At 72.7% G+C, this 24,639-nt stretch carries 21 protein-coding genes; 9 read left to right on the top strand and 12 right to left on the bottom strand.

Translation table 11 applies throughout. The annotated features are described in order from the left end of the window. Window positions 1-86: 86 nt before the first annotated feature. The 7 genes from ACFQ11_RS27385 to ACFQ11_RS27355 all read right to left on the bottom strand — a co-directional run bounded on the left by ACFQ11_RS27385 (window position 87) and on the right by ACFQ11_RS27355 (window position 8,433). Window positions 87-398: a hypothetical protein gene (locus ACFQ11_RS27385; RefSeq protein WP_378303686.1), complete on the bottom strand. Its 312-nt coding sequence runs from the start codon at window positions 396-398 to the stop codon at window positions 87-89. A gap of 191 nt (window positions 399-589) precedes the next feature. Further along, window positions 590-2,038 carry an aminobutyraldehyde dehydrogenase gene (locus ACFQ11_RS27380; protein ID WP_378303684.1) on the bottom strand — a complete coding sequence of 483 codons (1,449 nt, stop codon included), beginning with the start codon at window positions 2,036-2,038 and terminating at the stop codon, window positions 590-592. Continuing rightward, window positions 2,035-2,985, bottom strand: a complete 951-nt coding sequence (gene speB / locus ACFQ11_RS27375) for an agmatinase (RefSeq protein WP_378303701.1) — start codon at window positions 2,983-2,985, stop codon at window positions 2,035-2,037. The genes ACFQ11_RS27380 and speB overlap by 4 nt, the downstream gene beginning before the upstream one ends. A gap of 44 nt (window positions 2,986-3,029) precedes the next feature. Beyond that, window positions 3,030-4,388 (bottom strand): flavin monoamine oxidase family protein, encoded by a 1,359-nt coding sequence (locus ACFQ11_RS27370; protein WP_378303681.1) that lies wholly within the window; start codon window positions 4,386-4,388, stop codon window positions 3,030-3,032. Next, window positions 4,385-6,064 (bottom strand): amidohydrolase, encoded by a 1,680-nt coding sequence (locus tag ACFQ11_RS27365; protein WP_378303679.1) that lies wholly within the window; start codon window positions 6,062-6,064, stop codon window positions 4,385-4,387. Before ACFQ11_RS27365 ends, ACFQ11_RS27370 begins: the two co-directional genes overlap by 4 nt. Window positions 6,065-6,143: 79 nt before the next feature. Beyond that, on the bottom strand, window positions 6,144-7,643 hold the full coding sequence (locus tag ACFQ11_RS27360) for a purine-cytosine permease family protein (protein WP_378303677.1): 1,500 nt from the start codon (window positions 7,641-7,643) through the stop codon (window positions 6,144-6,146). Between the two features lie 196 nt (window positions 7,644-7,839). Further along, the gene (locus ACFQ11_RS27355; protein WP_378303675.1) at window positions 7,840-8,433 is read right to left on the bottom strand and encodes a TetR/AcrR family transcriptional regulator; all 594 of its coding nucleotides are present in this window, start codon (window positions 8,431-8,433) and stop codon (window positions 7,840-7,842) included. Window positions 8,434-8,616: 183 nt separating this feature from the next. Between ACFQ11_RS27355 and ACFQ11_RS27350 the strand changes: the two genes are divergently transcribed. After that, complete coding sequence (locus tag ACFQ11_RS27350; RefSeq protein WP_378303673.1) at window positions 8,617-11,847, top strand: carboxyl transferase domain-containing protein; 3,231 nt, start codon at window positions 8,617-8,619, stop codon at window positions 11,845-11,847. Between the two features lie 27 nt (window positions 11,848-11,874). Next, window positions 11,875-12,501, top strand: a complete 627-nt coding sequence (locus ACFQ11_RS27345) for a TetR/AcrR family transcriptional regulator (RefSeq protein ID WP_378303671.1) — start codon at window positions 11,875-11,877, stop codon at window positions 12,499-12,501. Here ACFQ11_RS27345 and ACFQ11_RS27340 read toward each other — a convergent pair. Further along, entirely contained in the window at window positions 12,498-12,797 is a 300-nt protein-coding gene (locus tag ACFQ11_RS27340; protein WP_378303668.1) for a hypothetical protein, read from the bottom strand. The genes ACFQ11_RS27345 and ACFQ11_RS27340 overlap by 4 nt on opposite strands. 382 nt (window positions 12,798-13,179) lie before the next feature. After that, window positions 13,180-14,019 carry an SDR family oxidoreductase gene (locus ACFQ11_RS27335; RefSeq protein WP_378303666.1) on the bottom strand — a complete coding sequence of 280 codons (840 nt, stop codon included), beginning with the start codon at window positions 14,017-14,019 and terminating at the stop codon, window positions 13,180-13,182. Between the two features lie 71 nt (window positions 14,020-14,090). Between ACFQ11_RS27335 and ACFQ11_RS27330 the strand changes: the two genes are divergently transcribed. Together ACFQ11_RS27330 and ACFQ11_RS27325 are read left to right on the top strand one after the other, a co-directional pair. Then, window positions 14,091-14,681, top strand: coding sequence for a TetR/AcrR family transcriptional regulator (locus tag ACFQ11_RS27330; protein WP_378303663.1), 591 nt, complete (start codon window positions 14,091-14,093; stop codon window positions 14,679-14,681). Window positions 14,682-14,756: 75 nt separating this feature from the next. Next, window positions 14,757-15,893: a Fic family protein gene (locus ACFQ11_RS27325; protein ID WP_378303661.1), complete on the top strand. Its 1,137-nt coding sequence runs from the start codon at window positions 14,757-14,759 to the stop codon at window positions 15,891-15,893. A gap of 191 nt (window positions 15,894-16,084) precedes the next feature. Here the strand turns inward: ACFQ11_RS27325 and ACFQ11_RS27320 are convergent, their stop codons facing one another. Genes ACFQ11_RS27320 through msrA form a run of 3 tightly spaced genes read right to left on the bottom strand, consistent with a single transcriptional unit; the run spans window position 16,085 to window position 17,484 of the window. After that, the gene (locus ACFQ11_RS27320) at window positions 16,085-16,501 is read right to left on the bottom strand and encodes a PIN domain-containing protein (protein ID WP_378303660.1); all 417 of its coding nucleotides are present in this window, start codon (window positions 16,499-16,501) and stop codon (window positions 16,085-16,087) included. Continuing rightward, on the bottom strand, window positions 16,477-16,788 hold the full coding sequence (locus tag ACFQ11_RS27315; protein WP_378303657.1) for a hypothetical protein: 312 nt from the start codon (window positions 16,786-16,788) through the stop codon (window positions 16,477-16,479). Before ACFQ11_RS27315 ends, ACFQ11_RS27320 begins: the two co-directional genes overlap by 25 nt. Window positions 16,789-16,833: 45 nt before the next feature. After that, entirely contained in the window at window positions 16,834-17,484 is a 651-nt protein-coding gene (msrA, locus tag ACFQ11_RS27310; RefSeq protein ID WP_378303655.1) for a peptide-methionine (S)-S-oxide reductase MsrA, read from the bottom strand. Window positions 17,485-17,594: 110 nt separating this feature from the next. On the opposite strand from msrA, the gene ACFQ11_RS27305 reads away from it, so the two are divergent. The 5 genes from ACFQ11_RS27305 to ACFQ11_RS27285 all read left to right on the top strand — a co-directional run. Beyond that, the gene (locus ACFQ11_RS27305; protein WP_378303652.1) at window positions 17,595-17,942 is read left to right on the top strand and encodes a hypothetical protein; all 348 of its coding nucleotides are present in this window, start codon (window positions 17,595-17,597) and stop codon (window positions 17,940-17,942) included. A 445-nt stretch (window positions 17,943-18,387) separates the two neighbouring features. Next, complete coding sequence (locus tag ACFQ11_RS27300; protein WP_378303650.1) at window positions 18,388-19,719, top strand: cytochrome P450; 1,332 nt, start codon at window positions 18,388-18,390, stop codon at window positions 19,717-19,719. After that, complete coding sequence (locus tag ACFQ11_RS27295) at window positions 19,716-20,636, top strand: terpene synthase family protein (protein ID WP_378303648.1); 921 nt, start codon at window positions 19,716-19,718, stop codon at window positions 20,634-20,636. Before ACFQ11_RS27300 ends, ACFQ11_RS27295 begins: the two co-directional genes overlap by 4 nt. After that, window positions 20,633-22,405 (top strand): serine/threonine-protein kinase, encoded by a 1,773-nt coding sequence (locus tag ACFQ11_RS27290; RefSeq protein ID WP_378303646.1) that lies wholly within the window; start codon window positions 20,633-20,635, stop codon window positions 22,403-22,405. The genes ACFQ11_RS27295 and ACFQ11_RS27290 overlap by 4 nt, the downstream gene beginning before the upstream one ends. Before the next feature lie 253 nt (window positions 22,406-22,658). Further along, the coding region (locus tag ACFQ11_RS27285; protein WP_378303644.1) for a sensor histidine kinase at window positions 22,659-24,639 on the top strand (1,981 nt) is incomplete at its 3' end.

Below are 24,639 nucleotides of genomic sequence, written 5' to 3'. Positions count from 1 at the left end.
GCCTCCTGCCGTACTGACGAACTTCCGAATGCAGAAAGGGACCTCCCTCCCGGGAGGTCCCTTTTCTCGTGGCGAAATACGACCTTTCACGGCATGAGCCGAAGCCGGACCTCCTGCAGCAGCCGCTGCCGCTGCGCCTCCTCGTCCCGGTCGCGCGGACGGAACCGGACGAGCCCGTCCTCGATCACCTGCCAGAACTGCGGGCTCGGCGCCACGGGTCCCTGCCGGAGCAGCCGCCGTATCTCGGGCAGCCCCATCTCCCCCACCTCGTCGGAGACCCGCCGCCACGCCCGCTGCTCGGCCTCCTCCTGCCGCATCGCGTAGACCAGCCCGCCGACCACGGCGAGCGCGGTGACGACCATGAGGACGATCGTGTGCGGCGCCAATCCCAGACCCATGCGGCGATTCTCCCCATCATCCGCCGCACCCACAATCCCGACGCCGAAAACGCGGACACCTCACCCCTTCTAGGCCACGACGCCGGCAACGTCTCAGCGTGGTGTTCGGCGCGGCCGGCCGTGCGGTCGGCGGCGCCGTCCGTGTACGGCGTGTCCCCGCCTGCCGCCGAGCCCCCGCGACGGGGTGAACGTCAGGCGTCGTCGAGGGCGTGCATGACGTGCTTGATCCGGGTGTAGTCCTCCATTCCGTAGAGGGAGAGGTCCTTGCCGTACCCGGAGTGCCCGTAGCCGCCGTGGGGCATGTCGGCCAGCAGCACCCCGTGGGTGTTGACCCACACGCAACCGAAGTCGAGGGACCGCGCCATGCGCATCGCGCGGGCGTGGTCGCGGGTCCAGACGCTGGACGCCAGCCCGTACGGGACGCCGTTGGCGAGCCGGACGGCCTCGTCCTCGCCGGTGAACCGCTGGACCGTGACGACCGGCCCGAAGACCTCCTGCTGGACGATCTCGTCGTCCTGGCGGACTCCGGTGACGACGGTGGGCTCGTGGAAGTAGCCGCCGGCCAGGTCGCCGCCGAGGCGGCCGCCGCCCGTCTCGACAGTGGCGCGGGCGGGGAGCCGGTCCAGGTGGCCCTGCACGCGGGCGAGGTGACCGGCGTTGTTCAGCGGCCCGTAGTCGACGTCCGGGTCGTCGGGGCGGCCCGTGCGGGTGGCCCGCGCCCGGTCCACGAGGGCGGCGACGAGGTCGTCGTAGACGCGCGGCCCGGCGAGGACGCGCGTCGCGGCGGTGCAGTCCTGGCCCGCGTTGTAGAACGCGGCGGCGGCGATCCCCGCGGCGGCGGACGCGGCGTCGGCGTCGTCGAAGACCACCGCCGGGGCCTTGCCGCCCAGCTCCAGATGGGTGATCTTGACGTCGCGGGACGCGGCGGCGGCGACCTCCATGCCCGCGCGGACGGACCCGGTCACGGCCACCATCCGCGGCACCGGGTGCGCGACCAGCAGCCGGCCGGTCTCGCGGTCTCCGCAGACCACGTTGACCACGCCCGGCGGCAGCACCTCGTTGAGGATCTCGCCCAGCAGGACGGTGCTCGCGGGGGTGGTGTCGGACGGTTTGAGCACCACCGTGTTCCCCGCGGCGACGGCCGGCGCCCACTTCCAGACGGCCATCATCAGCGGGTAGTTCCACGGGGTGATCTGCGCGCAGACGCCGACCGGCTCCCGTCGGATCACCGAGGTGTGGCCGGGCGTGTACTCGGCGGCGGCGCGGCCCTCCAGCGTGCGGGCCGCGCCCGCGAAGAAGCGGATCTGGTCGACGATGTCGGGGATCTCGTCGCGGGCCATGACGGCGGCGGGCTTGCCGGTGTCGCGCACCTCCGCGCGGACGAGGTCGTCCGCGCGGGCCTCGACGGCGTCGGCGGCCGCCAGCAGCGCGCGCTGCCGGACGGCCGGGGAGGCGTCCCGCCAGTGTTCGAAGGCGCGGGCGGCGGCGGCGAACGCGGCGTCCACGTCGGACGGCCCGGAGATCGGCGCGGTCGCGTAGGTCTCGCCGGTCGCGGGGTCGATCACCTCGCTCGTCCGGTCGGTGTCCGCGGCGGCGCGCTCGCCGCCGATGATGTTGGGGATCACGGGTTCTCCGGTCATGGGGTCTCCGTCCGGGCCATCGCCGACAGCAGCTCGTAGGCGGCGTGCGCGGCGGCGATCCCGGTGATCTCGGCGTGGTCGTAGGCGGGCGCGACCTCGACGACGTCGGCGCCGACGAGGTTCAGCCCGGCGAAGCCGCGCAGCAGGGCGAGCAGTTCGCGGCTGAGCAGGCCCCCTGATTCGGGGGTGCCGGTGCCGGGGGCGAACGCCGGGTCCAGGACGTCGATGTCGACCGACACGTACACGGGACGGTCCTGCACCCGCGCCCGGACGCGCTCGACGACACCGGGCGTGCCGAGCGCCTCCATCTCCCGGGCGTGCACGATCTGGAAGCCGAGCTCCGCGTCGTCCGCCAGGTCGGCGGCGTCGTAGAGGGGCCCGCGGATGCCGACGTGCAGGCAGCCGGAGCGGTCCAGGAGCCCTTCCTCGGACGCGCGCCGGAACGGGGTTCCGTGTGTCGTCGCCGCCCCGAAATAGGTGTCCCACGTGTCGAGGTGCGCGTCGAAATGGACGACGGCGACCGGGCCGTGCCGCCGCGCGAGGGAGCGCAGCAGCGGGAGCGCGATCGTGTGGTCGCCGCCGAGGGTCAGCAGCCGTCCCGCACGCTCCAGCAGCGCGTCCGCGCCCGCCTCCACCTCCGCGACGGCCGCGTCGATGGAGAACGGATTGACCGCGATGTCGCCCGCGTCCACGACCTGGAGGCGGCCGAACGGCGCGACGTCCAGCGCGGGGTTGTAGGGGCGCAGCAGCCGGGACGACTCGCGGACGTGCGCGGGCCCGAACCGGGCGCCGGGCCGGAAGCTGACGCCGCCGTCGAACGGTACGCCGGTCACCGCGACGTCCACGTCCGACACCTCGTCGATGCGGGGCAGCCGCGCGAACGTGGCGGGTCCCGCGAAGCGGGGCACCACGCTCGCCACGACCGGGCCGACGCGCCCGTCCGTCACCGTGCGGGGCGGGTCGCCGAACGCGGGTGCGGTTCCGTTCCCGGTCACGGGCGCACCGTCCTCTCGGCGGGGTCCTTGCCGCCGGTCCGCCCGCCCGCGTCCGCGGCGAGGAGCTCGGCGGCGGCCCGGCCGCCGGACTCGATGGCGCCGTCGATGAAGGCGCGCCACCTGCGGGCCGTGTGGGACCCGGCGAAGTGCACCCTGCCCTCCGGTCTGCCCAGGGCCAGCTCGTACCTGCCGAACTGGCCGGCGCGGAACGTCGCCCAGGTGCCCTTGGAGTACTCGTCGTCCACCCAGCGGTGCGTGTGCGCGTCGACGACCTCGGCGTCGGGCGCGAAGTCGCGCACCGCGCGCTGCACGTCGGCGAGGTCGTCCGCGTCGACCCGGTCGTGTTCGGGGGCGAAGCACACCAGCACCTCGCCCCGGTCGGTGGTCCCCATCGCGCCGACGTAGTCGAAATCGGTTCCCCAGCCGAATCCGCTGAGGTCGGCCGGGACGTTGCGCGCCAGCGCCCAGATCTTCTGTCCCTGCCCGGCGTGGTTCTCCCGCGACGCGGCGAGCTTGTCGGGGGGCAGCTCCGGGGTGAACCGGATGTCGCCGAGCACGCCGATCGGCACGGTCACCAGGACCCGGCGGGCGCGCACCCGCGCACCGCCCTCGATCGTGACGGTCACCGCCGTCCCGTCGTCGTGCACCGCCCGCACCGGGCTGGACAGGCGCAGCTCCGCCCCGCCGGGCGGGCGCCGGGCGTCCGCCGCGATCGCGTCGGCGAGCGAGACCGTCCCGTCGGTGAACGTGCAGCCGAGGACGCTGGCCCGCACCATCCCCCACAGGGAGTGGTCCATGGCGGCCATCCAGCGGATGATGTCGAGCGCGGACCCGACGTCGTCGCGGGCGTTGGCGCAGCCGCAGAACCAGGAGACCATCAGCTCCCGGGCGTCGCCGGTGAGCCCCGCCTCGTCGGCCCACCGCCCGATCGGCACGTCCAGGTCGGCGAGGTCCTGCTCGCTGAGCGGACGGTCCGGGTCGAGGCGCTCGCTCGCCGCGACCAGCGCGCGGACCGCGTGCTCCAGCGCGCCGTACTCGTCCGGGCCGACCGGCAGGAGGGTGTCGCGCACGGTTCCGTGCGCCGACCACGTGAGCCGGCCCGGCGGGGTGTCGCCGGTGATCCGGACGCCGTAGCGGCGCGCCTCCGCGAACACGTGGGCCTGCTGCGGCACGATCCACGTGCCGCCCATCTCCAGCCCGAACCCGTCGAACGCGTCGGCCTGGTACCAGGTGGAGCCGCCGATGCGGTCGCGGGCCTCGAGGACGAGGACGCGCCGCCCCGCCTCCCGCAGGTCCCGGGCCGCGGTCAGCCCGGAGAAGCCCGCTCCGATGACGATGACGTCGTAAATGCTCATGGTCCTTCCTTCACTGCGTTCCGGTTCGGCCCGGCTGCGCGAGCCGGCCGTGGCTGCGCGAGCCGGTCGACGTGGCGCCGTCCGCCGACCACGGTCAGCAGGACGTCGGAGCCGAGGAGGGCGTCGGGGTCGCCGAACGGGTCGCGGTCGAGCACGATGAAGTCCGCGAGCAGTCCCGCGCGGAGCCGTCCCTGGTCGTGCTCGGCGCGGCACGCCCAGGCCGAGTCGGCCGTCCCGTGCACGATCGCCTCGGCGACGGGCACGGCGAGATGCGGCTCCATCGCGGGCAGCCCGGGGACCAGCGCCGAACGGCGGGTGCTCGCGACGAACATGTTCGGCAGCGGCGGATGCGGGGCGGTCGGCGCGTCGGTGCCGAAGGCGAGGCGGGCACCCGCGGCCGTCATCGCGGGCCAGGCGAACCCGTTCTCCGCCCGGGCGTCGCCCAGCATGGCGTTCCAGTTCGCGCGGATCGCGGGGTCGGCGTGCACCGGCTGCATCGACGCGGTCACGCCGAGGCGGGCGAGCCGTTCGATGTCCTCCTGCGCGGCGTACTCCAGGTGCTCGATCCGGTGGCGCCGGGGCCGGGGCCCGTTCACCCGGCCCGCGTGCTCGATGGCGTCCAGCGCGATGCGGACGGCGGCGTCCCCGATCGCGTGCAGCGCCACCTGCAGGCCCGCGGCGTCCGCGGCGGCCACCGCGGGCGCCAGCACGTCGGCGTCCCAGATCGGGTCGGCGTTGCCGCCGTCCGCGTACGGGTCGCGCATCGCGGCGGTGCAGCCGTCGATGACGCCGTCCACGATGAACTTCACGCCGGTGACGCGCAGCCGGCCGGAGCGGTGCGTCGCGGCGAGTTCGGCGGCCCGCCGCACCTGCGCGAGATGCCCGTCCGGGTCGCCGCCGCGCTGGACGAGCCAGTGACCGGCGACCCGCAGCGGCAGCCGTCCGCTCCGCTCGGCGCGCACGAGCGCCGCCAGGGCCGGTTCGTCCAGGCCCATGTCGACCGCGCCGGTCACCCCGCTGGACAGGTAGCCCCGCACGGCCGCCGCCAGCGCCCGGTCCCGGTCGTCGTCGGTGGTCGCCTTGTGGAGCAGCGGCAGCACGAGCGCGTCCGCGGCCGTCTCGATCAGGTGCCCGGTCGGCTCCCCGGTCTCCGGGTCCCGCGCGACGCGCCCGCCGACCGGGTCCGGGGTGTCGCGGGTGACGCCCGCCTCGGCGAGCGCGGCGCTGTTGAGCCACATCGAGTGGGAGTCGTTGGCTTCGAGGTAGACGGGACGGTCCGGCACCGCCTCGTCCAGCATCCACCGCGCCGGCTCGCCGCCGGGCAGCGCGTCGTAGAGCCAGCCGCGGCCGAGCACCCGCGGCGCGTCCGGACGGCCGTCCGCCCAGGCCCGGACCCGCCGCCGGATCTCCGCCAGGTCGGCGGCGTCGGTGAGCTGCACGCCGAGCTGCGCCTCGCCCGTCTTCAGGACGTGGGCGTGCCCGTCGACGAACCCCGGCAGCACGACCCTGCCGCCCAGATCGAACTCGGCGGCGCCCGGCCCGGCGTGCGCGCGCGCCGACGCGTCGTCGCCGACGTAGGCGAGGCGGTCGCCGTCCACCACGAGCGCCTCCGCCCAAGGCCGCTCCGGATCGCTGGTGAACAGCCTCCCGTTCGTGTACAGCACGGGATCGTCCATGAATGTTCGTCCTTCCTGATTGGTCGCCGCCGCCGAACGCGGGCGGGCCGCCGCGCGGGAGGCGCGGCGGCCGCGCCCGTCACCGATCGCGCGCGGCCTGGGAGCCCTGCCCGCCGTGCGGCGCCGGTTCGTCCGGTGCCGCCACGACCGCCGGCTGTTCGGGCCACCGCCACGACACGAGCAGGTAGCCGACGGCGGTGATGAGCGTGGAGCCGAGCACGGACAGGTCGACGCCTCCGGCGAGCCGCGCCAGCGGCCCGGAGAACAGGCTGGTCTCCACGGCGAGGAGGCCGAACACCGAACCGGCCGCGAACGGCACGACGGCCCGCAGGTTCCAGCCGCCGGTGAACCAGTAGCGGCCGCCGCTCCGCCGCTCGTTGAACACCTGCAGGTCGAGGGGGTCGTAGCCGCGGCGCCGCGTGCGCAGGAACCCGATCAGGATCACGACCGTCCACGGCCCGGCGAACACGTTGAGCACGATGGTCATCGCGGTGATGGAGTCCACGGCGTCCACCACGACCGCGCCGAGGTACACCAGCGCGACCGACGCCGCCGAGGTCAGCACGGTGCTGGGCACGCGCCGCGCGCGGGGGATCAGGGCGCCGAGGTCGAGGCCGCTGGCGTAGACGGCCATCACGCCCTGCCCGAGCCCGCCGACCAGCGCGATCAGCAGGATCGGGACCACGTACCAGTCGGGTGCCAGCGACACCATGCCGTCCGCGTAGGACCCGGTGAAGCCGCCGAACGCGGACGCGGTGAACGCCCCGAACGCCGCCGTCAGCGAGAGCCCGAGGAACAGCCCGCCGCCGCAGGCCAGCAGCACGCGGCGATCACCGTGCCGCCGCGCGACCCGGCGCGTGTAGTCGCCCATGCCGCTCGCGTACGACAGCGGCCCGCCGATCGCGATCACGACGGCGAACACCCACGTCGTCCAGAAGTCGCCGAGGAGGTAGGTCCCGGTGCCCTCCGGCGCGCTCCGGAAGTCCGGCAGGAACGCGGGGATCCCGGCCAGCAGCAGGACGCCGACGACCGGCAGCACGATCCGCTGCATCCCCACCACGGTGCCGTGCCCGTAGAGGGCCACCACGACGATCTCGGCGGCGATCAGCCCGTACGCGATCGCGCGCGTGCCGTCCCCCACCGGCACGCCGAACAGGCGATCGATCCCCGCGACCAGCGCGTCCCCCGACGTCCAGATCGCGATCGCGGCGTAGGCGAGCGCGAACAGCAGGGTCAGCACGGAGCCGATCAGCCGTCCGGTGACGCCGAAGTGCGCGCCGCTCGCCACCGGGGTGCTCGTCCCGGTCCGCGGTCCGAGCAGCCCGAGCGGCGCCACCAGCAGGGTGCCGAGCGCGATCCCGGCGAGGCTGGCGGTGACGGCCGCGGGGAAGCTCAGGCCGTAGGTGATCGGCAGCCAGCCGAACACGATGACGCCGAAGGCGAGGGTCCCGCTGAAGAAGACCGTGAACACGTTGAGCGGTCCCGAGTTGCGCCGGTCCTCGGGGATGTACTCGACGCCGGCCTGTTCGACCCGGCCGAAGCGGTCCGGGTCGCCTGCGCCGGCAGGGGGTTTGGACATGGGCACACTCGCCTTCTCGGAACGCCGGGGGTTCTGTGAGGTAGACGACAGTGTGGGGGCTGACTGAATTTTCAGTCAATACTCGGAGCCCAAGATCTTCCCAGTTCGTCCCGTTTCCGCTGCGGCCGGCCACTGCGGGACGGCCGGCGCTCAGCGCGCGGCGATCACCGGATCGGCCGCCCGCGGCGGCCCGGAATCACTCCGGAAGCTCGGCGCGCACCGTGGCGACGATGTGCGCCCGAGCCTCCTCGGTGGTCAGCGCCCCGGCCAGCCAGAAGTTGCTGAGCCCCTCGACCATCGCGATGAGCCGCACCGCGACCGACCGGGGCTCGGCCGCGCCCGTGATGCTCCCGTCGCGCCGCCCGGCCGCGATGAGCTCGGCCAGCTGCCCGATCCAGTGCTCGGACGCCTCGTTGACGATCGGCCGCAGTTCCTCGTCGAACAGCGCCGCGCCGCGCACCTCGCCCCAGACCACCGAGTTCTCGCGGGTCTGCGCGTCGTCGGCGAACTCGGCGATCATCCGGCGGACGAGCCGCCGCCTGCCGTCCGCGCCGTCCTCCCCGTCCTCGCCGGTCGGCCCGTCCGCCCGCTCCGCCTCCCGCGCGAGCCGGTCGGTGATGTAGTGCATGGTGCTCGTCACCAGGCCGGTGCGGTTCCGGAAGTGGTGGTAGATCAGCGCCGTCGACACCCCGGCCTGCGCGGCGACCTCGTCGACCCGCAGTCCGCGCACCCCGCGGCGCGCGATCACCCGGCATGCGGCGGCCAGCAGCTGAGTTCGGCGATCCGTCACGCCAAGCAACCGTAATCGCGCGGCGGGCCGAGCGCCCACCCGGGACCCCGTCCGCCCAGGCCCGCCCCGCCGGGACGGCCGTGCCGCAGAGCGCGCGGAACGTATCGGCGCATACTTGCCAAACGGTCGCAAGGTCCGCATGATGGCGTTGACATCAGTGTCAACAGCCAGGTGAGGGTCGGTATGCGGGGCATCTTGGTGGCCAATCGAGGAGAGATCGCCGTCCGGATCGCCCGCGCAGCCGCGCAGCTCGGGGTACGGTCCGTCGCCGTGCACGCCCGGGACGACGCGCGGTCCCTGCACACGCGGATCGCCGATGCGGCGCACGAGCTTCCCGGCGAGGGCGTCGCCGCCTACCTGGACGCCGGACGGCTCGTCGAGGCCGCGCGGGCGAACGGGTGCGACGCCGTCCATCCGGGATACGGGTTCCTGAGCGAGAACGCGGGGTTCGCCCGCAGGTGCGCGGAGGCGGGGCTGACGTTCATCGGTCCGCGCCCGGAAGTGCTGGAGCTGTTCGGCGACAAGGCGCGGGCTCGGGCGCTCGCGGCGGAGCTCGGCGTGCCGGTGATTCCGGGGACGCGGGCCGCGACGACGCTCGCCGAGGCGCGGGCGTTCGCGGCGGAGCACGGTCCCGTGATGCTCAAGGCCCTCGCGGGCGGCGGCGGACGCGGGATGCGGGCCGTCACGAGCCCGGACGGGCTGGACGAGTCGTACGAGCGGTGCCGTTCGGAGGCCCTGCAGGCGTTCGGGAACGGCGACCTGTACGTGGAGCGGCTGCTCGCGGCGGCTCGGCACGTCGAGGTGCAGGTGGCGGGGGACGGGTCCGGGACGGTCCGGCATCTGTGGGACCGGGACTGCACCGTGCAGCGCCGGCACCAGAAGCTCGTGGAGGTCGCCCCTAGCCCCGGGCTGGACGCGGACCTGCGCGAACGGCTCCTCGACGCGGCCGTCCGGATGTCGGCGCACGTCCGCTACGAGGGCCTCGGGACGTTCGAGTTCCTCGTGCAGGGTGACGGGTTCTGGTTCATCGAGGCCAACCCGCGCCTCCAGGTCGAGCACACGGTGACGGAAGAGGTCACGGGCGTCGATCTGGTGCAGGTGCAGATCCGGCTCGCGGACGGCGCGTCCCTGCCGGAGGTCGGCCTCGACCGGACGCCCGAGCCGGACGGCTTCGCCGTGCAGGTCCGCGTCAACCTGGAGACGCTCGACGCCGAGGGGGCGCCGCGTCCGAGCGCGGGGACGCTGCGCGCGTTCGTCCCGCCGACCGGACCGGGGGTGCGGGTCGACACGTACGGGTATCCCGGGTACCGGACGAGCCCCCGGTACGACTCGCTCATCGCGAAGGTCATCGCACGTGGGAACACGTTCGGCGCCGCCCTGGCTCGGGCCTACGGGGCGTTGGGCGAATTCCATGTGGAAGGGGTGTCGACCAACGTTCCCCTACTGCAAAGCCTCCTGCGGCACCCGGACGTCGCTAAGGGGAACTGGACCACCACGTTCGTCGCCGACCACATCGCCGAGCTTCTCCGGGACGACCACCGGCGCCTCTACTTCGAACCCGTCGCGGACGAACAGCAGACCGTTCCGTCCACCGCGGCCCCGGACGGGACGGACGCGGTCGTCGCGCCCATGCAGGGCACGGTCGTCGGCCTGGAGGCGTCCGAGGGCGATCGGGTCGCGCCGGGCGCCCGGCTCATGGTCCTGGAGGCCATGAAGATGGAGCACGTCGTCCGGGCGGATTCGGGCGGGATCGTCCGGAAGGTCGTCGCGGCGAAGGGGGACCTCGTCGACGAGGGCGCGCCGCTGTTCTTCGTCGAACCGGCCGACGTGGCGGGCGCGGCGGACGAGCGGGAGGCGGCGGACGACGGCTGGGCGGCCGAGGTGGAGGAGATCCGCCGCCGCCGGGAGCTCGCCCGCCGGATGGGCGGGCCCGAGAAGGTGGCGCGGCAGCACGCGTCGGGACGGCTGACCGTCCGGGAGCGCATCGACCTCCTCGCCGACCCCGGGAGCTTCACCGAGATCGGCTCGCTGACCGGGTTCGCCGAGCACGACGCGGACGGACGGCCCACCTCGCTGCTGCCCGCGAACTTCGTGGCCGGGACCGCCCGGATCGACGGCCGCAAGGTCGTGCTCGGCGCGGACGACTTCACCGTCCGGGGCGGGTCCGGGGACGCGGCGATCCACGCCAAGCAGGTGTACGCCGAGGAGTACGCGCGGGAGATGCGGCTGCCGGTCGTCCGGCTGCTGGACGGCGCGAGCGGCGGCGGCAGCGTCAAGATGGCGGCGGAGGCGGGCTTCACGTACGTCCCGGTGAATCCGGCGTGGGACGCGGTCGTGGACAACATGTCGCTGGTCCCGGTGGTCGCCGCGTGCCTGGGGCCGACCGTGGGGCTCGGCGCCGCCCGGCTCGTCATGTCGCACCTGTCGGTCATGGTGGAGGGAATCGGGCAGCTCTTCACGGCCGGGCCGCCCGTCGTGCGCGGCGGCACCGGCGAGGACCTCACGAAGGAGGAGCTCGGCGGCGCCGGGGTCCATCGGGAGAACGGCGCCATCGAGCGCTTCGTTCACACCGAAGAGGCCGCCTTCGACGTCGTCCGCCGGTTCCTGTCGTACCTGCCGGGCAGCGTCTTCGAACTCCCGCCCGTCTCCCCCGGCACCGACCCGGCCGACCGCCGCGCCGACGACCTGCTGACGGCCGTCCCGCGCAACCCGCGCGCGCCCTACCGCATCGGCCCCATCCTGGACGCCGTGTTCGACGCGGGCTCGGTGTTCCGGTACGCCGAGTACGGCGGCGCGACGGTCACCGCCCTGGCCCGCCTGGACGGCCACCCCGTCGGCGTGATCGCCGCCGACCCGTTCAAGGGCGCCACCATGTCGGTCGAGGGCGCGCAGGCCGTCACCCGCCTGGTGGACCTGTGCGAGACGTTCCACCTGCCCATCGTCAGCCTCACCGACCAGGCCGGGATGACGATCGGGTCGTCCGCCGAACGGCGTGCGACCATCCGGCACGGCGCGCGCGCCATCGCCGCCGTGTACCAGGCGAAGGTCCCCCAGGCCGAGCTGATCCTCCGGCGCGTGTACGGCGTGGGCGGCGCCGGGATCGTGAACCGGCACCGGCCCGGACGGAGCTGGGCGTGGCCGTCGGGCGACTGGGGCTCGCTCCCGGTGCAGGGCGGCATCGAGGCGGCGTTCCGCGCGCACCTGGAGAAGGCCGACGACCCCGAACGCGAACTCGAACGGCTCCGCGCGCAGCTCGCCGCGATCACCTCGCCGTTCCGGACGGCCGAACGCTTCGGCGTCCAGGACCTCATCGACCCGCGCGACAGCCGCGCCCTGCTGTGCGACTGGGTCCGCGACGCCTACCGGCTGCTGCCCGAACTGACCGGCCGCCCGTCGTTCGGCGCCCGTCCCTGACGGAAACCCGCAATACCCTGGACCGATATGGCCAAGACACCCTGGGCGGCCCGCACCGCCCGCGAAGGCAGGGACAGCGCGACCCGCTCCCTGCTGCTCGACTGCGCCGCCCGGGTGTTCGGCCGCATCGGCTACGCCCGCACCACGATCGCCGACATCACCCGCGAGGCCGAGGTCTCCCGCGCCGCGTTCTACATCTACTTCGCGTCCAAGGCCGACGTCTTCGAGGCCGTCGCCCTGCGCGTCCGGGACGCCTTCCTCGCCGCCCACGAACTCCCCGGCGTGGACGCGGACGACCCGCACGAGCTGGCCCGCGAGTCCAGTGCGGCCTTCCTGCGGGCCTGCACCGACAACCTCGAACTGATGACGGTCATCGAGCACCAGGCCCTCGCCGACGCCCGGATCCACCCGATCTGGCGCGAGATACGCGAACGGCCGATGCACCGCACGTCCCGGTACATCGAGCGGCTGACCGTCCAGGGCCGGGCCCGTCCCGCGGCCCCCGCCCACGTCATCGCCGAAGCCACCTACGGAATCTTCACCCAGTTCGCCCACCACGTGGCGGCGAACCCGTCCGAGTACGACGAGACGGTGAACCACCTGACCGCGATGTACCTGCGCCTCCTGGGCATCCCCGAAACGTCAGGGAACTAGCCCGTTCCGTGGGCCGCGCCCACCGCGTACACGAGGAGCGCGGCGAACCGCCGCCACGGGAGCACGTACCCGTTCAGGGGCGTGTAGCCGGGGATCACGACCCCGTCGATCCCCCGCAGGACCCCGGCGACGGACGCCCGGACCTCGCCGTCCGGGGCACCGAGCCGCGCGAGGTACTCGCCGGCGACCGCACCGAGACGATCGTGCACGTCCGCGAGGTCGCGGGCCCGTTCGTCCGTCGGCAGGGACGCGTCGGGGAAGCGGAGCCGCCGGAACCAGCGGTACCGGTCGGCCACGGCCGCGACGAGCCCCAACCGGGACGGCGCCGTCCGTCCGGGCCGGCGCGGCGTCGCGAAGGCCTCCAGGTCGGCGGGCCGCGGCGTCCGGCGTCCCCGCCTTCTCGACCCGGCGGACGGCCGCGAACGCCGCCGCCTCCGCCGGCAGCACCGACCGGCTCGCCTCCAGGACGGCGAGCGCCCGCGGCAGCGCGGGGACGTCGCGGCGGACGTCCGGCAGCGGACGCGCGACCGCCGTGACGTACGCCCACGTCGCGTGGAACCCCAGCGGGGTGGTAACGGCCGACGGCGCAGCGAAGCGCGGCGTACCGGACACGCGGATCCGCCGCCTCGTCGCGCACCAGCCGCGCGTACGCCCCGAACCCCACCGGGCCATTGTCACTCAGCGGAAGGCCGCGGCGTTCCGTACGGCCCACTCGGCGTAGGAGCGCGGCGCGCGGCCGAGGACTTCCTCGACGTGCGGGCTGATCGCGAGCTCCTCGTCCGTCGGCGCGCCCATGATGTCGAGGGTGCCGTCCGCGACGGGCTCCGGCATGACCTGCGACAGCCGCGCCATCGCCTGCTCGCGGGTGAGCTCCGTGAAGCCGAGCCCGACGCCGATCGCGGAGCCGATCGCCGCCGCCTGCTCCCGCGGAGTGACCGCCGCCGGGCCGGTCAGGACGTACGTGCGCCCGTCGTGCCGCTCGTCCTGCAGCGCGGCGACCGCGACCTCGGCGATGTCGGCGGGGTCGACGAGCGGGAGCCCCACGTCGCCGAACGGGGCCGCGACCGTCCGGTCGGCACGGACGCTCGCGATGTGGGCATAGGTGTTGGACGCGAACCCTCCCGGCCGCAGGATCGTCCAGCGCAGCCCGGAGTCGCGGACGGCGTGCTCGAACTCGCGCAGCCGGGCGTGCGAGAGCGCCCGCGGCCTGGTCACGGACGCCTGCGAGGACAGCAGCACCACGCGCCGCACGCCCGCCGCCTCGATCGTCCCGACGAGTCCCTTCGGGCTGCCGGCGCCGGCCAGCAGATCGCCGGCCGGGCAGAGGAACAGTGCCTCGGCACCGTCCAGCGCGGGGCGCAGGCTCTCGGCGTCGGCGAGGTCGGCCCGCACCGCCACGGCCCCGGCGGGCGCGTCACCGATGTGCCGCGACACTGCGGTCACCTTCTCGCCCGCCCCGGTCAGCAGGCGCACCACGGTCCGGCCGACGGTCCCGGTCGCTCCGGTCACCACGATCATGCCGATCTCCTTAAGTAAGTCAGCTAACTAACTCAAAACCGTAGCACGCCTCCCCGACTAAAGTCAGTGGGGTGACTGACTCAACCGGCTCCCGGGCAAGCGACAAGCGCCGCCGGCTGACGGCCGCCGCCGCGCGCGTCCTGCACGAACAGGGCGTCGAGCGCACCACCATCGCCGACATCGCGAAGGCCGCCGACGTCCCGCCCGGCAACGTGTACTACTACTTCAAGACCAAGGACGACCTCGTCCAGGCCGCCCTGCACGAGCACACCGCGAACCTGACCCGCCTCACGAACCGCCTCGACGACCTGCCCGACCCCCTGGACCGCCTGAAGGGCCTGATCGACGCCTGGGTCGGCCGGCGCGACGTCGCGGCCCGCTACGGCTGCCCCACCGGCACCCTGGCCACCGAACTCGACAAGCGCCCCGAAGGCGGACTCGACCTCGAAGCGGCGAAGGTCATGCGCGTCCTCCTTGCCTGGGTCGAGCACCAGTTCCGCGAACTCGGCCTACCCGACCCGCAGGGCCTCGCGATCACCCTCGTAGCCGGCTACCAGGGCATGTCCGTCCTGGCCAACGCCCTCCGCGATCCCGACATCATGACCCGCGAAGGCACCCGCCTGACCCAATGGCTCGACACACTCCCCATCCCAGAACCGTGACAGAGGCCAACGAACCAGCGCGACTCCACCCTCCGACAGTTTGACGCGGTGATTGCGTCACTCTATCATTGCGGCATGCTCTTCCCCACGCCCCGGCTCAACGACCTCGATCGCTTGGTCCTGGAGCAGATCGAGCAGATGCGAACGGAGTTGCGCCACCAGATACGCCGGGTGCCCACGAAGTGGACGGAGGGCCTTCGCAAGTACCTCACGGCAGACGCGGTGGCGGCCTCGAACTCCATCGAAGGGTTCAAGGTGTCCACAGTCGACGTCGTAGACCTGATGGAGGGCGAACGTGACGTCGAATTGTCAGAAGACGACCGCGACGAAACCCTCGCCTACCAGCACATGATGGCCTACATCCAGACGCTCCATAATGCCGCTGACTTCGCCTACAGCAAGGGCTTGCTGAACGCGCTCCACTGGATGCTTCAAGGGCACCGTCACACAGCCTCCAAACCCGCCGGCCAGTGGCGTCGGGGCCCGGTGTACGTCACCGATCCCAGAGATCCGAGCGTCGCGGCGTACACGGCGCCCGACGCCGAAGACGTCCCGGGGTTGATGAACGAATTGGTGGACTGGCTGTCGAACGGCGACGACGCGCATCCGCTGATCAGAGCGGCGATGGCGCATCTCCACCTCATCTCGATCCACCCGTGGAGCGACGGGAACGGCCGGATGTCACGTTCCCTCCAGACCCTCCTGATCGCCCGCGAAGGCGTGCTCGCACCAGAGTTCTCGTCGATCGAGGCATGGCTCGGACGTCCGGGGAACACCTGGGAGTACTACCGGGAACTCAATGCCCGAGGCTCGCACTACCGGCCTGACCAGGACGTCTCCAGTTGGATCAGGTTCAACCTGACCGCCTATCACCAGCAGGCGCAGACGGTCCGGAACAGGCTGGACCGAACTCGCAGGGTGCTGGAACTCCTCACGGACTTCGCCGCCCGGGAGGGGTTGGACGAGCGTCTGGTGGCGGCTCTTCACGAAGTCGCGATGACCGGGAGCGTCCGGCGTCTGCGGTACGAGCACGCCGAAGGTTTGAGCGTGCAGCAAGCGCAGCGCGGCCTGCGCGAACTGACGAGCTCGGGCATTCTCGAATCCGTCGGCCGCACTCGGGCGCGCTCGTACACCGCGGGCCCCCGCTTTCCCGAGCCGGCCCTCACGGCGGCGAGGACCCCCGTGTCACTGACCGACCCTTACCACCGCTGACCAGCTCGTCTCGGCGCAGCCGCATCCGTCCCACACGCGTCACAGATCGACTCGTTGCAGGATCCCGGGCACGCCCGCCGCATGATCTGGACGTGCTTCTCCACACAGCTACGCCAGGCCCGCGCCGACCACGCAGCCGAAGCAACCCGCCAAGCCGAAGGACGCCAACCGGGCGGTCAGGGCCGGCGAAGTCACACAGCGACTACCTTGATGGACTTCCCGCAGAGGATCGTCATGTCGTCCTCATCGGACGTCAGAAGGACCACGGGCCTCGGAGCCTGGAGCGCCGTGGAGGCGACGACCGCGTCGATCGCGTACTTGTGGCCGTTAAGCCGGTGGGCATGAAGCAGGTCGACGGCCGCAATACTGATCTCTTCGGTGACCGGTTCGATGCGGAGCCTGGACAGATACCAGCGAAGCCTGTCCGGCTTGGTCCGAACGTCCTGGGCTTCGATCGGGGTGAGAGCACTGGTCACTACACGGAAGTCGTTGTCCTGTGCTTCGCGGACCAGGGCCGTGACGCGTTGGTCGGCCTGGCACCACTTGGCCAGTCCTTCGCAGTCGAGCACGAGCGTGCCCGCGCTCAGCCTGCTTCGTGACCGGCCCACCCAGCCCCCTCCTGCAACTCGGGCGCCGTTTTGACCGCTCGGAAGAGATCTGCGGCTTCGTCTCGCAGCACCTGCGGGATCGGCCCGGAAGCGTTCTCATTGGCCTGCAGCGCCTCTTCGAGCAGATCCCGCTCAATCTGGCGCTCGACGGCGGCGTCGACGTAGGCAGAGAAACCACGGCGCCCCACCCGTTCACGGACAGCGCGGATGTTTCCGGCTCTCAGCGAGACGCTCGCCTTCACGGCCGGGCCTTCGCCCAGCCCGAACTCCTTCTCCTCCGCAGCCATGCCCTCAGATTACTACCTCAAGTAGCAAACCGAGGGCGGCCATCGCTACTCGACCGGGGCCACGCCCACGGGGCAGGAGAGGCCGGTGCCGGCGATGCCGCAGTAGCCGCCCGGGTTCTTGTGGAGGTACTGCTGGTGGTAGTCCTCGGCGAAGTAGAAGTCGGTCGCGGGGGTGATCTCGGTGGTGATCGGGCCGTGGCCGGCGGGTGTGAGGACGGCCTGGTAGGCGTCGCGGGAGGATTCGGCGGCCTCGCGCTGGGCGTCGTCGCGATAGAAGATCGCGGAGCGGTACTGGGTGCCGACGTCGTTGCCCTGGCGCATGCCCTGGGTGGGGTCGTGGGCTTCCCAGAAGACGCGCAGGAGGTCGGTGAAGGTGACCCGGGACGGGTCGTAGACGACGCGGACGGTCTCGGTGTGGCCGGTGAGGCCGCTGCAGACCTCTTCGTAGGTGGGGTTGGGCGTGTAGCCGCCCTCGTAGCCGGCGGCGGTCGAGACGACGCCGGGGGTCTGCCAGAACTTGCGTTCGGCGCCCCAGAAGCAGCCGAGGGCGAACTCGGCGATCTCCACGCCATCCGGGTAGGGCGGGGCGAGGGGGGCGTCCAGGACGTCGTGGCGCGGCGGCACCGGGATGGGTTCGTCCCGGCCGGGCAGCGCCTTCTCCGGGGAGACCATCTGGGTCTTGGCTAGGCCGAACATGCCTTCAGGTTAGCTCTTCGGGCGGGGCGTCGGCGGACCCTGTGGAGCGGATGCGCGGGAGCGGCTAAAGTGCCGGGCGTCACATCCCGATCCGAGGAGTTCCGTTGCGCGTGCTCAGCGTCACTGTGTTGGGGGCCGCCCTCATCGCCGCGGGGCTGGCGGTGCCCGCCGCGGGCGAGGCCACGACCGGTGGGCACGGTGGCGTGACGGTGGATCCCGGGATGGCGCGGCAGGGCGACGAGGTGCGGGTGTCGGTGCCCGGGTGCCGGGCGGGGACGGTGTCGTCCCCGGCGTTCGCGAGCGTGCGGCTGGACGAGGGCGTCGGGTCGGCGGTCGTGCGGGAGGGCGTCGAGTCCGGTACGCACACGGTGCGGGTGCGGTGCGGGGACCGGGCGTTCTCCGGGGCGTTCCGGGTGACGAGCCGGCTCACGTGGCCGCCGCTGCTGCCCGCCGGCTGACCCGGTCGCCGCTTTACCAGACTCCGGCGTTTTCCAGAGAATTGACCGGGCCCTCACCTTTCCAGTGATGGGCAATTTGTCCGTTTTGCTCCGTTCGCGAGACGTATTGGCGTGATGGCGGACGGTAAAGGCCGCCGTTCGCCCACGCGTGACCTGCGCCGTTGCGGCCGACTCGTCTCGGGCGTTGAGACAAGCTTCCCAGTCAGTGATAAAGGTCACGCTGTCGTGATTGAAATTTCTGCCTCCTCGCCCCTTGAAGGCGTTAATTGATCATGTGATACTCCCAGCGAAAGCTACAAATCACCCCAAGCTTCTTTAAACGCCCAACTAGCGCGAAACCGGCTCGTCGAGCGGTGACCGCCCGCCGCTCCGACGAGCTCGACTCCGGACCGAGGAGCAGTCGGAAGTGGCCGTAGACGTTGGTGCCGTTCCCGCCCGGAAAGCCGTGACCTTCCCGCTTCATCGCACGCTCTCCGGGTTCGTCCGTGACCCGCTGGAACAGCTGGAGAAGATCGGCGCGGAGGGGGACGGCCGCCTCGTGCGGCTCGACCTCGGCGCCTCCCGCCCCTACCTGGCGACCCACCCCGACCACGTGCAGCAGGTGCTCCGCCGCGAGTCGGAGAACTTCCAGCGCGACGGGGTCTTCTGGCGGCCGCTCCGCGACCTGATGGGCGACAGCATCCTCGCCGAGGGCGCCGAATGGGAGCACAGCAAGCGCGTCCTCCAGCCGGTGTTCACCACCCGGAACGTCAACCGGCTGACGGGGTTGATGGCCGAGGCGATCAACGACGCGGTGGACAAGCTCCACGAGCCGGCCCGGGAGGGGCGGCCGATCGACGTGATGCCCGAGATGGGGCGGATCGTCAACGAGACCGTGATCAAGGTCCTGTTCGGCGACAAGATCTCGCCGCGCGAGGCGAACCTGATGATCCCGACGTTCGACCAGGTGGCGACGTCCATCACGTTCCGCTTCCTGCTGCCGTTCGTTCCCCGGGCCATCCCGATGCCCGGCGACAAGAAGTTCAAGACGGCCGTCCAGATCATGGACGACACCCTGTACGAGCTCGTCGACCGCTACCGGGACGATCCGGGCGAGGGCAGCGACATCTTCACCGCGCTCTGCGAGGCCCGCATGGCCGAGGGCAGCGGGCTGGACGACGAGTGGGTGCGCAACAACCTGCTCGCGATGTTCGCGACGAGCACCGAGACGACGACGCTCGCGCTCACCTGGCTGTGGCCGCTGCTGCACGACCACCCGGAGGTCGAGGAACGACTCTTCCGGGAGATCGACGAGGTCGTCGGCGGGGAGCGCGTGCGTCCCGAGCACCTGAGCGACCTGCCGTACGTCGCCCAGGTGGTCCAGGAGCTGCTCCGCCTCTACCCGGTCGGCTGGATGTTCCCGCGGATGGCGACCAGGCCGACGAACCTGGGCGGGGTCGACATCAAGCCCGGCGACGCCGTGCTCATCAGCCCGTTCCTCACCCACCGCCTGGCGTCGGTCTGGGACCGTCCGCTGGAGTTCGACCCGGACCGGTTCACCCCGGAGAACGCGCGCAAGCACCACCGGTACGCGTACTTCCCGTTCGGCGGCGGCCCGCACCAGTGCATCGGACGGCACGTGTTCAACGTCGAGGCGCGGATGATCCTCGCGGCGCTGCTCAGCCGGTTCCGGCCGCGGCTGTCGGAGGCGGTGCCCGCGATGCCGCGGATCGGCGCGACGCTGCGGCCGCGGCAGCCGATCGAGATGAACCTGACCCCCGTCGGACGGGACTCGTGACCGCCCCGGCATCGTTCCGGGACTTCGCCGCCGCAGACGGGATGCGGGACGCCCGGACGAGCGGGACCGTCATGGCGCAGGCCGTGAAGTGCGCCCGGGACCTCGCCCGGTGCGCCGACGAGCACCCCGACCTGTTCGACGCCAAGCCGATCGACGAGACGCTGTTCAATGCCGTCGCCTGCGCGAACGCGTTCGGTTCGCCGTGGCTGGCGGCGGACGGGCTGCAGATCGCGGCGCGCACCTCGCTGTGGATCTTCGGCCTGGACTGGCTGGTGGACCATGTCGCGACGTCGCGCGCGGAGGTCGAGGACGTCAACCGGCGCTGCCTCGCCGTCGCCGCGGGCGGCGACCCGGTGCCCGGCGACGGGCTCACCCGGTTCCTCGCCGAGATCCGGGACGAGGTCGCGGCGGCGCCCGCGTTCGAGCGGCTGCGCGGCGACTGGCTGGCGCAGCTCGGCCGGCTGCTGGACTGCGGGGCCCGCGAGTGGGCGTGGAAGGCCGCCCGCTCGTCCGGCGGCGCCCCGTCCGGGCCGACGTTCGAGGAGTACCTCGACAACGCCGACAACTACGGGTCCGCCTGGGTCAACATCTCGCACTGGACGGTCCATGCGGACCGGGGTGTCCTCCGGCACATCGGCGAGCTGCAGGTCGTGAGCCGGGAGGTGCAGAAGATCCTCCGGCTGCTCAACGACCTCGCCACGTACGAGCGGGACGTGACGTGGGGCGACCTGAACGCGCAGATGCTCGGCGCCGACCGCGACCGGATCACCGCACGGATCGGCGAGCTCGTCGACCGCTGCCGGGAGCTGACCAGGCCGCTGCGCGCCGACTGCCCGGAGGCGGTCGCCTATCTCGAACGGCAGATCGGGTTCAGCACCGGCTTCTACGAGATGAGCGACTACTGGGGATCGCTGTGACCATCGAGGAGATCGGGTCGCGGCGCACCGGTGCGTCCGCCGCGACCGGCGGGCGGCGGAGGGCGGCGGGCCGGCTGGGCAGGGCGGCCGACGAACTGGTCGCGGACCTGGTCGCCCGGCCGTGGGGACGATCGTCGGCGTCGGTCTACGAGACCGGACGGCTCGTGGCGCTGGCTCCGTGGCTGACCGGGCACGCGAAACGGCTGCGCTTCCTGCTGGCGGGGCAGCGCGCCGACGGCGGCTGGGGGCCTCCTCATCCGGGCTACGCGCTGGTCCCCACCCTGAGCGCGGCCGAGGCCCTGCTCTCGGCGCTGTGCGGCGGCCGCCCGTGGCCGGACGGCGTCGGCCGTGCGGAGACGGCGCGCGCGGCCGGGCGCGCGCTGGACGCGCTGGCGTCCGTCCTGGACGGCGGGCTGCGGGACGTTCCCGACATGCCGGCCGTCGAGCACATCACTCCGGCGCTCATCGAGTCGATCAACGGCCATCTCGACCGGCTGCCGCCGGACGTCCCCCCGGGCCTCGCGCGCTGGGCGGGCCGCAGGCTGGCGCCGCCCGCCGGGATGGACGGCGCGTTCCTCGCCGCGCTCCGATCCCATCTGGTGGACGGCGGGAACGTCCCGACGAAGCTGCTGCACGCGCTGGAGATCGCCGGCCCGGCGGCCCGGCGGGCCCGCTCGGTGGTGCCCGAGCCGCTGGACGGGCCGGGCGCGGCGAACCTCGCGGACGGGGCCGGCGCGCCGCCGTTCGCCATGGTGGGCGCGTCGGCGGCGGCGACCGCGGCCTGGCTCGGTCCGGACGAACCGGGCACGACGGGCGAGGAAGGGGCCGTCCGGCGCTACCTGGAGGCGGCGGTCGCGGAGCATGACGGCCCGGTCCAGGTGGCCGTTCCGGTGACCAACTTCGAGCGCGGCTGGGTGCTGGGCTGGCTGGCGCGGGCGGGGCTCGCCCCGGAGGCGCCGGCGGGCCTGCTGGCGGAGCTGCGCGCGTCGCTCGGCGAGCACGGCGCGCCGGGCGGGACGGGCCTGCCCCCGGACGCGGACAGCAGTTCGGGCGTCCTGTACGCGCTGGCCGTGCTCGGCGCGCCGCACCCGCCGGATCTGCTCTGGGAGTACGAGACCGAGACGCATTTCTCCAGTTGGCCGGGCGAGAATGGCCGTTCCGTCACGACGAATGCCCACGTGCTGGAAGCATTTGGGCAGTACCGGGCGAGCACCGGTTCCGACCCGTCCGGACGTTACTCGGCGACGATCCGAAAAGTGGCGTCCTGGCTGGTGGAACAGCAGTTCGCGGACGGCCGGTGGGAGGACCGCTGGCACGCCTCCCCGCTATATGCCACCGCCTGCACGGCGATGGCCCTGGACGCGTTCGGCGGGCCGGAATCGTCCGGCGCGGTGGCGCGGGCCGTTCGCTGGACGATCGGCGCGCAGCGTCCCGACGGTTCGTGGGGCCGCTGGGGCGGGTCCGCGGAGGAGACCGCCTACGCGCTCCAGATCCTGGCGCTCGTCCGGACGGACGGCGCCGGGACCCTCCAGGACGCGCCGGGCGGCGCGGGCGGTGTCGCCGGCGCGGTGGCGCGCGGTGCGGCGTACCTGCGCACGGCGACCGGGGCGTGGTGGAACGAAACCGGGGACGGGTTCGCGGAGGCCCCCTCCGGGCTGCCGACTCTGTGGCATGATAAGGATCTCTATAACCCCATAACGATCGTCCGCGCCGCCGTAGTGGGTGCGCTTCACCTCGCCGGAGATGGACGCGCCGCAAGCGCCGGGTGAATTGCACCACACGATTCCCCGGCGGTTCTGTACCGCTCATGAGGTAAACGATTCACCTTGAGCGGTTTTGGTGGCGTTGGTAAGGTTCAGCCGGTGCGCCGACCGTTCGGACGGCGTTCCTCGCACACCGCCACCACGTGTCTTGCAGCCGAGATCGACTCCCCCTCGCATTGCAGGCACCTTGACAATTGTTGGGGCGATCGTAATGCGTTTCCGCAACTCACGTCTGCGGACCAAGATTGCGGCTCTGCTGGTGTCGCTGTCGGCACTCTGGGTCTTCGCCGCCTGGGTGACCGTGCGCGACGGCGTCAACCTGCTGTTCGTCAACACGCTGGACAGCGTGGTGGGCCCCAGCGACCCGCTGCTGGTCGAGTTGCAGGCGGAGCGCCGCATGACGGTGACGATGCTCGCCTCCGGCCGGCTGCAGCCGGCCGAGCTCAAGGCTCAGCGCGCCCGCACCGACAAGGAACGCGCCGTCGTCATCGAGAAGGCGCTCAGCGGCAGCGTCCGCCGCGCCGGCACCGACGAGATGGACGAACGCCTCGACACCATGGTCGAGCTCCTGCGCGAACTCGACCGGGACCGCCGGGCCGTCGACGCCGGCGCCGTGAACCGCGGCGAGGCCATCGACGCCTACTCGGACGTCATCGAGTCGATCTTCCACATGTACGAGGCGACCACCTCCCTCGACGACCACGAGTTCACCCAGGACCTGCGCGGGCAGATCCTCACCAACCGGACCTGGGAGCTGCTCTCCAAGGAGGACGCGACCATCGCCGGCGTCCTGGCCTCCGGGCAGGTCGGGCCCGCCGACCAGGCCGAGATCGCGCAGATCATCGGCGCCCGCCGGCTGAACTTCGAACGCGCGCTGGTCGACCTGGAGACGTCCGACGCGCAGGCGTGGCGGGAGATGCGCGCCAACCCGCACCTGCGCGCCGTCCGCGGCCAGGAGGACGCCCTGCTGATGGGCCCCCGCAAGGGCTACCGCCCGCGGATCGGCGCCCAGGAATGGCAGGCCGCCGCCCAGCCGGCCCTGGCGACCATGCGGCAGACGATCCAGGACGCCGGCGACCGGCTCGTCGACCGCGCCACCCCGATCGCCGCCGGCGTCGTCCTGCGGCTGGCCCTGGCCGGCGGTCTCGGCCTCCTCGCGGTCATCGCGTCGATCATCGTGTCGATCACCACGGCCCGGGCGCTCGTCCGGCAGCTCGAACGGCTGCGCAACGCGGCGCTCGAGCTGGCCGAGCAGCGGCTCCCCGGCGTCGTCGAACGCCTCGGGCACGGCGAGAAGGTCGACGTCGCCGCCGAGGCCCCGCCGCTGCAGTTCGGCAGCGATGAGATCGGCCAGGTGGGCCGCGCGTTCAACGTCGTCCAGGAGACCGCGATCCGCACCGCCGTCGAGCAGGCCGAGCTGCGCCGCGGCATCCGCGACGTCCTGCTGAGCCTCGCCCGCCGCACCCAGACGCTCGTCCACCGGCAGCTCACCATGCTCGACACGATGGAGCGGCGCCGCGACATCGAGACCAAGGAACTCGAGGAGCTGTTCCGGCTCGACCACCTCGCGACCCGGATGCGGCGCAACGCCGAGAACCTCATCGTCCTCTCCGGCGCCCTCCCCGCCCGCGGCTGGCGCAACCCGGTGCCGATGGTGGACGTCGTCCGCGCCGCCGTCGGCGAGGTCGAGGACTACACCCGCGTCACCGTCCTGCCGTTCGGCCCGATCGGGCTCGCCGGGCGCGCCGTCGGCGACGTCACCCACCTGCTGGCGGAGCTGATCGAGAACGCGGTGTCGTTCTCCCCGCCGGACACCGTCGTGCAGGTCGGCGGCCACCTCGTCGGCAACGGCTTCGCGATCGACATCGAGGACCGCGGGCTCGGCATGACCGACGAGAAGCTCACCGAGATCAACCAGCGGATCGCCGACCCGCCCGACTTCAACCTGCAGAGCTCCGTGCAGCTCGGCCTGTTCGTGGTCAGCAAGCTCGCCGAGCGGTACGGCCTGCAGGTGATGCTGAAGCGCTCCGCGTACGGCGGCACCACCGCGGTCGTCGTCATCCCGAGCGAACTCATCGTCGAGCAGCCCGACGACCGCCGCGTCCCCGCGCAGCGCCCCGCCGCCAAGGGCGCGGTGACCACCCCGAACGGCCTTGAGGTCCGGCAGCCGGCCGGCGTCGCCGCGGCGACCGCCGCGCCCGCCGCGCCCGCGGCCGGGCCCGCGCTGGTCGCGGTGCCCG

Source organism: Actinomadura sediminis (assembly GCF_042675525.1).
Classification (GTDB): domain Bacteria; phylum Actinomycetota; class Actinomycetes; order Streptosporangiales; family Streptosporangiaceae; genus Spirillospora; species Spirillospora sediminis.
The sequence above is the reverse complement of the archived record's forward strand: the minus strand, read 5'-3'. Positions and strand labels throughout refer to the sequence as shown.

Excerpts from the sequence above, each read along its gene's own strand:
- ACFQ11_RS27385 (WP_378303686.1), bottom strand. The coding sequence starts at position 398 with ATGGGTCTGGGATTGGCGCCGCACACGATCGTCCTCATGGTCGTCACC.
- ACFQ11_RS27380 (WP_378303684.1), bottom strand. The coding sequence starts at position 2,038 with ATGACCGGAGAACCCGTGATCCCCAACATCATCGGCGGCGAGCGCGCC.
- ACFQ11_RS27370 (WP_378303681.1), bottom strand. The coding sequence starts at position 4,388 with ATGAGCATTTACGACGTCATCGTCATCGGAGCGGGCTTCTCCGGGCTG.
- ACFQ11_RS27365 (WP_378303679.1), bottom strand. The coding sequence starts at position 6,064 with ATGGACGATCCCGTGCTGTACACGAACGGGAGGCTGTTCACCAGCGAT.
- ACFQ11_RS27360 (WP_378303677.1), bottom strand. The coding sequence starts at position 7,643 with ATGTCCAAACCCCCTGCCGGCGCAGGCGACCCGGACCGCTTCGGCCGG.
- ACFQ11_RS27350 (WP_378303673.1), top strand. The coding sequence starts at position 8,617 with ATGCGGGGCATCTTGGTGGCCAATCGAGGAGAGATCGCCGTCCGGATC.
- ACFQ11_RS27345 (WP_378303671.1), top strand. The coding sequence starts at position 11,875 with ATGGCCAAGACACCCTGGGCGGCCCGCACCGCCCGCGAAGGCAGGGAC.
- ACFQ11_RS27335 (WP_378303666.1), bottom strand. The coding sequence starts at position 14,019 with ATGATCGTGGTGACCGGAGCGACCGGGACCGTCGGCCGGACCGTGGTG.
- ACFQ11_RS27325 (WP_378303661.1), top strand. The coding sequence starts at position 14,757 with ATGCTCTTCCCCACGCCCCGGCTCAACGACCTCGATCGCTTGGTCCTG.
- ACFQ11_RS27315 (WP_378303657.1), bottom strand. The coding sequence starts at position 16,788 with ATGGCTGCGGAGGAGAAGGAGTTCGGGCTGGGCGAAGGCCCGGCCGTG.
- msrA (WP_378303655.1), bottom strand. The coding sequence starts at position 17,484 with ATGTTCGGCCTAGCCAAGACCCAGATGGTCTCCCCGGAGAAGGCGCTG.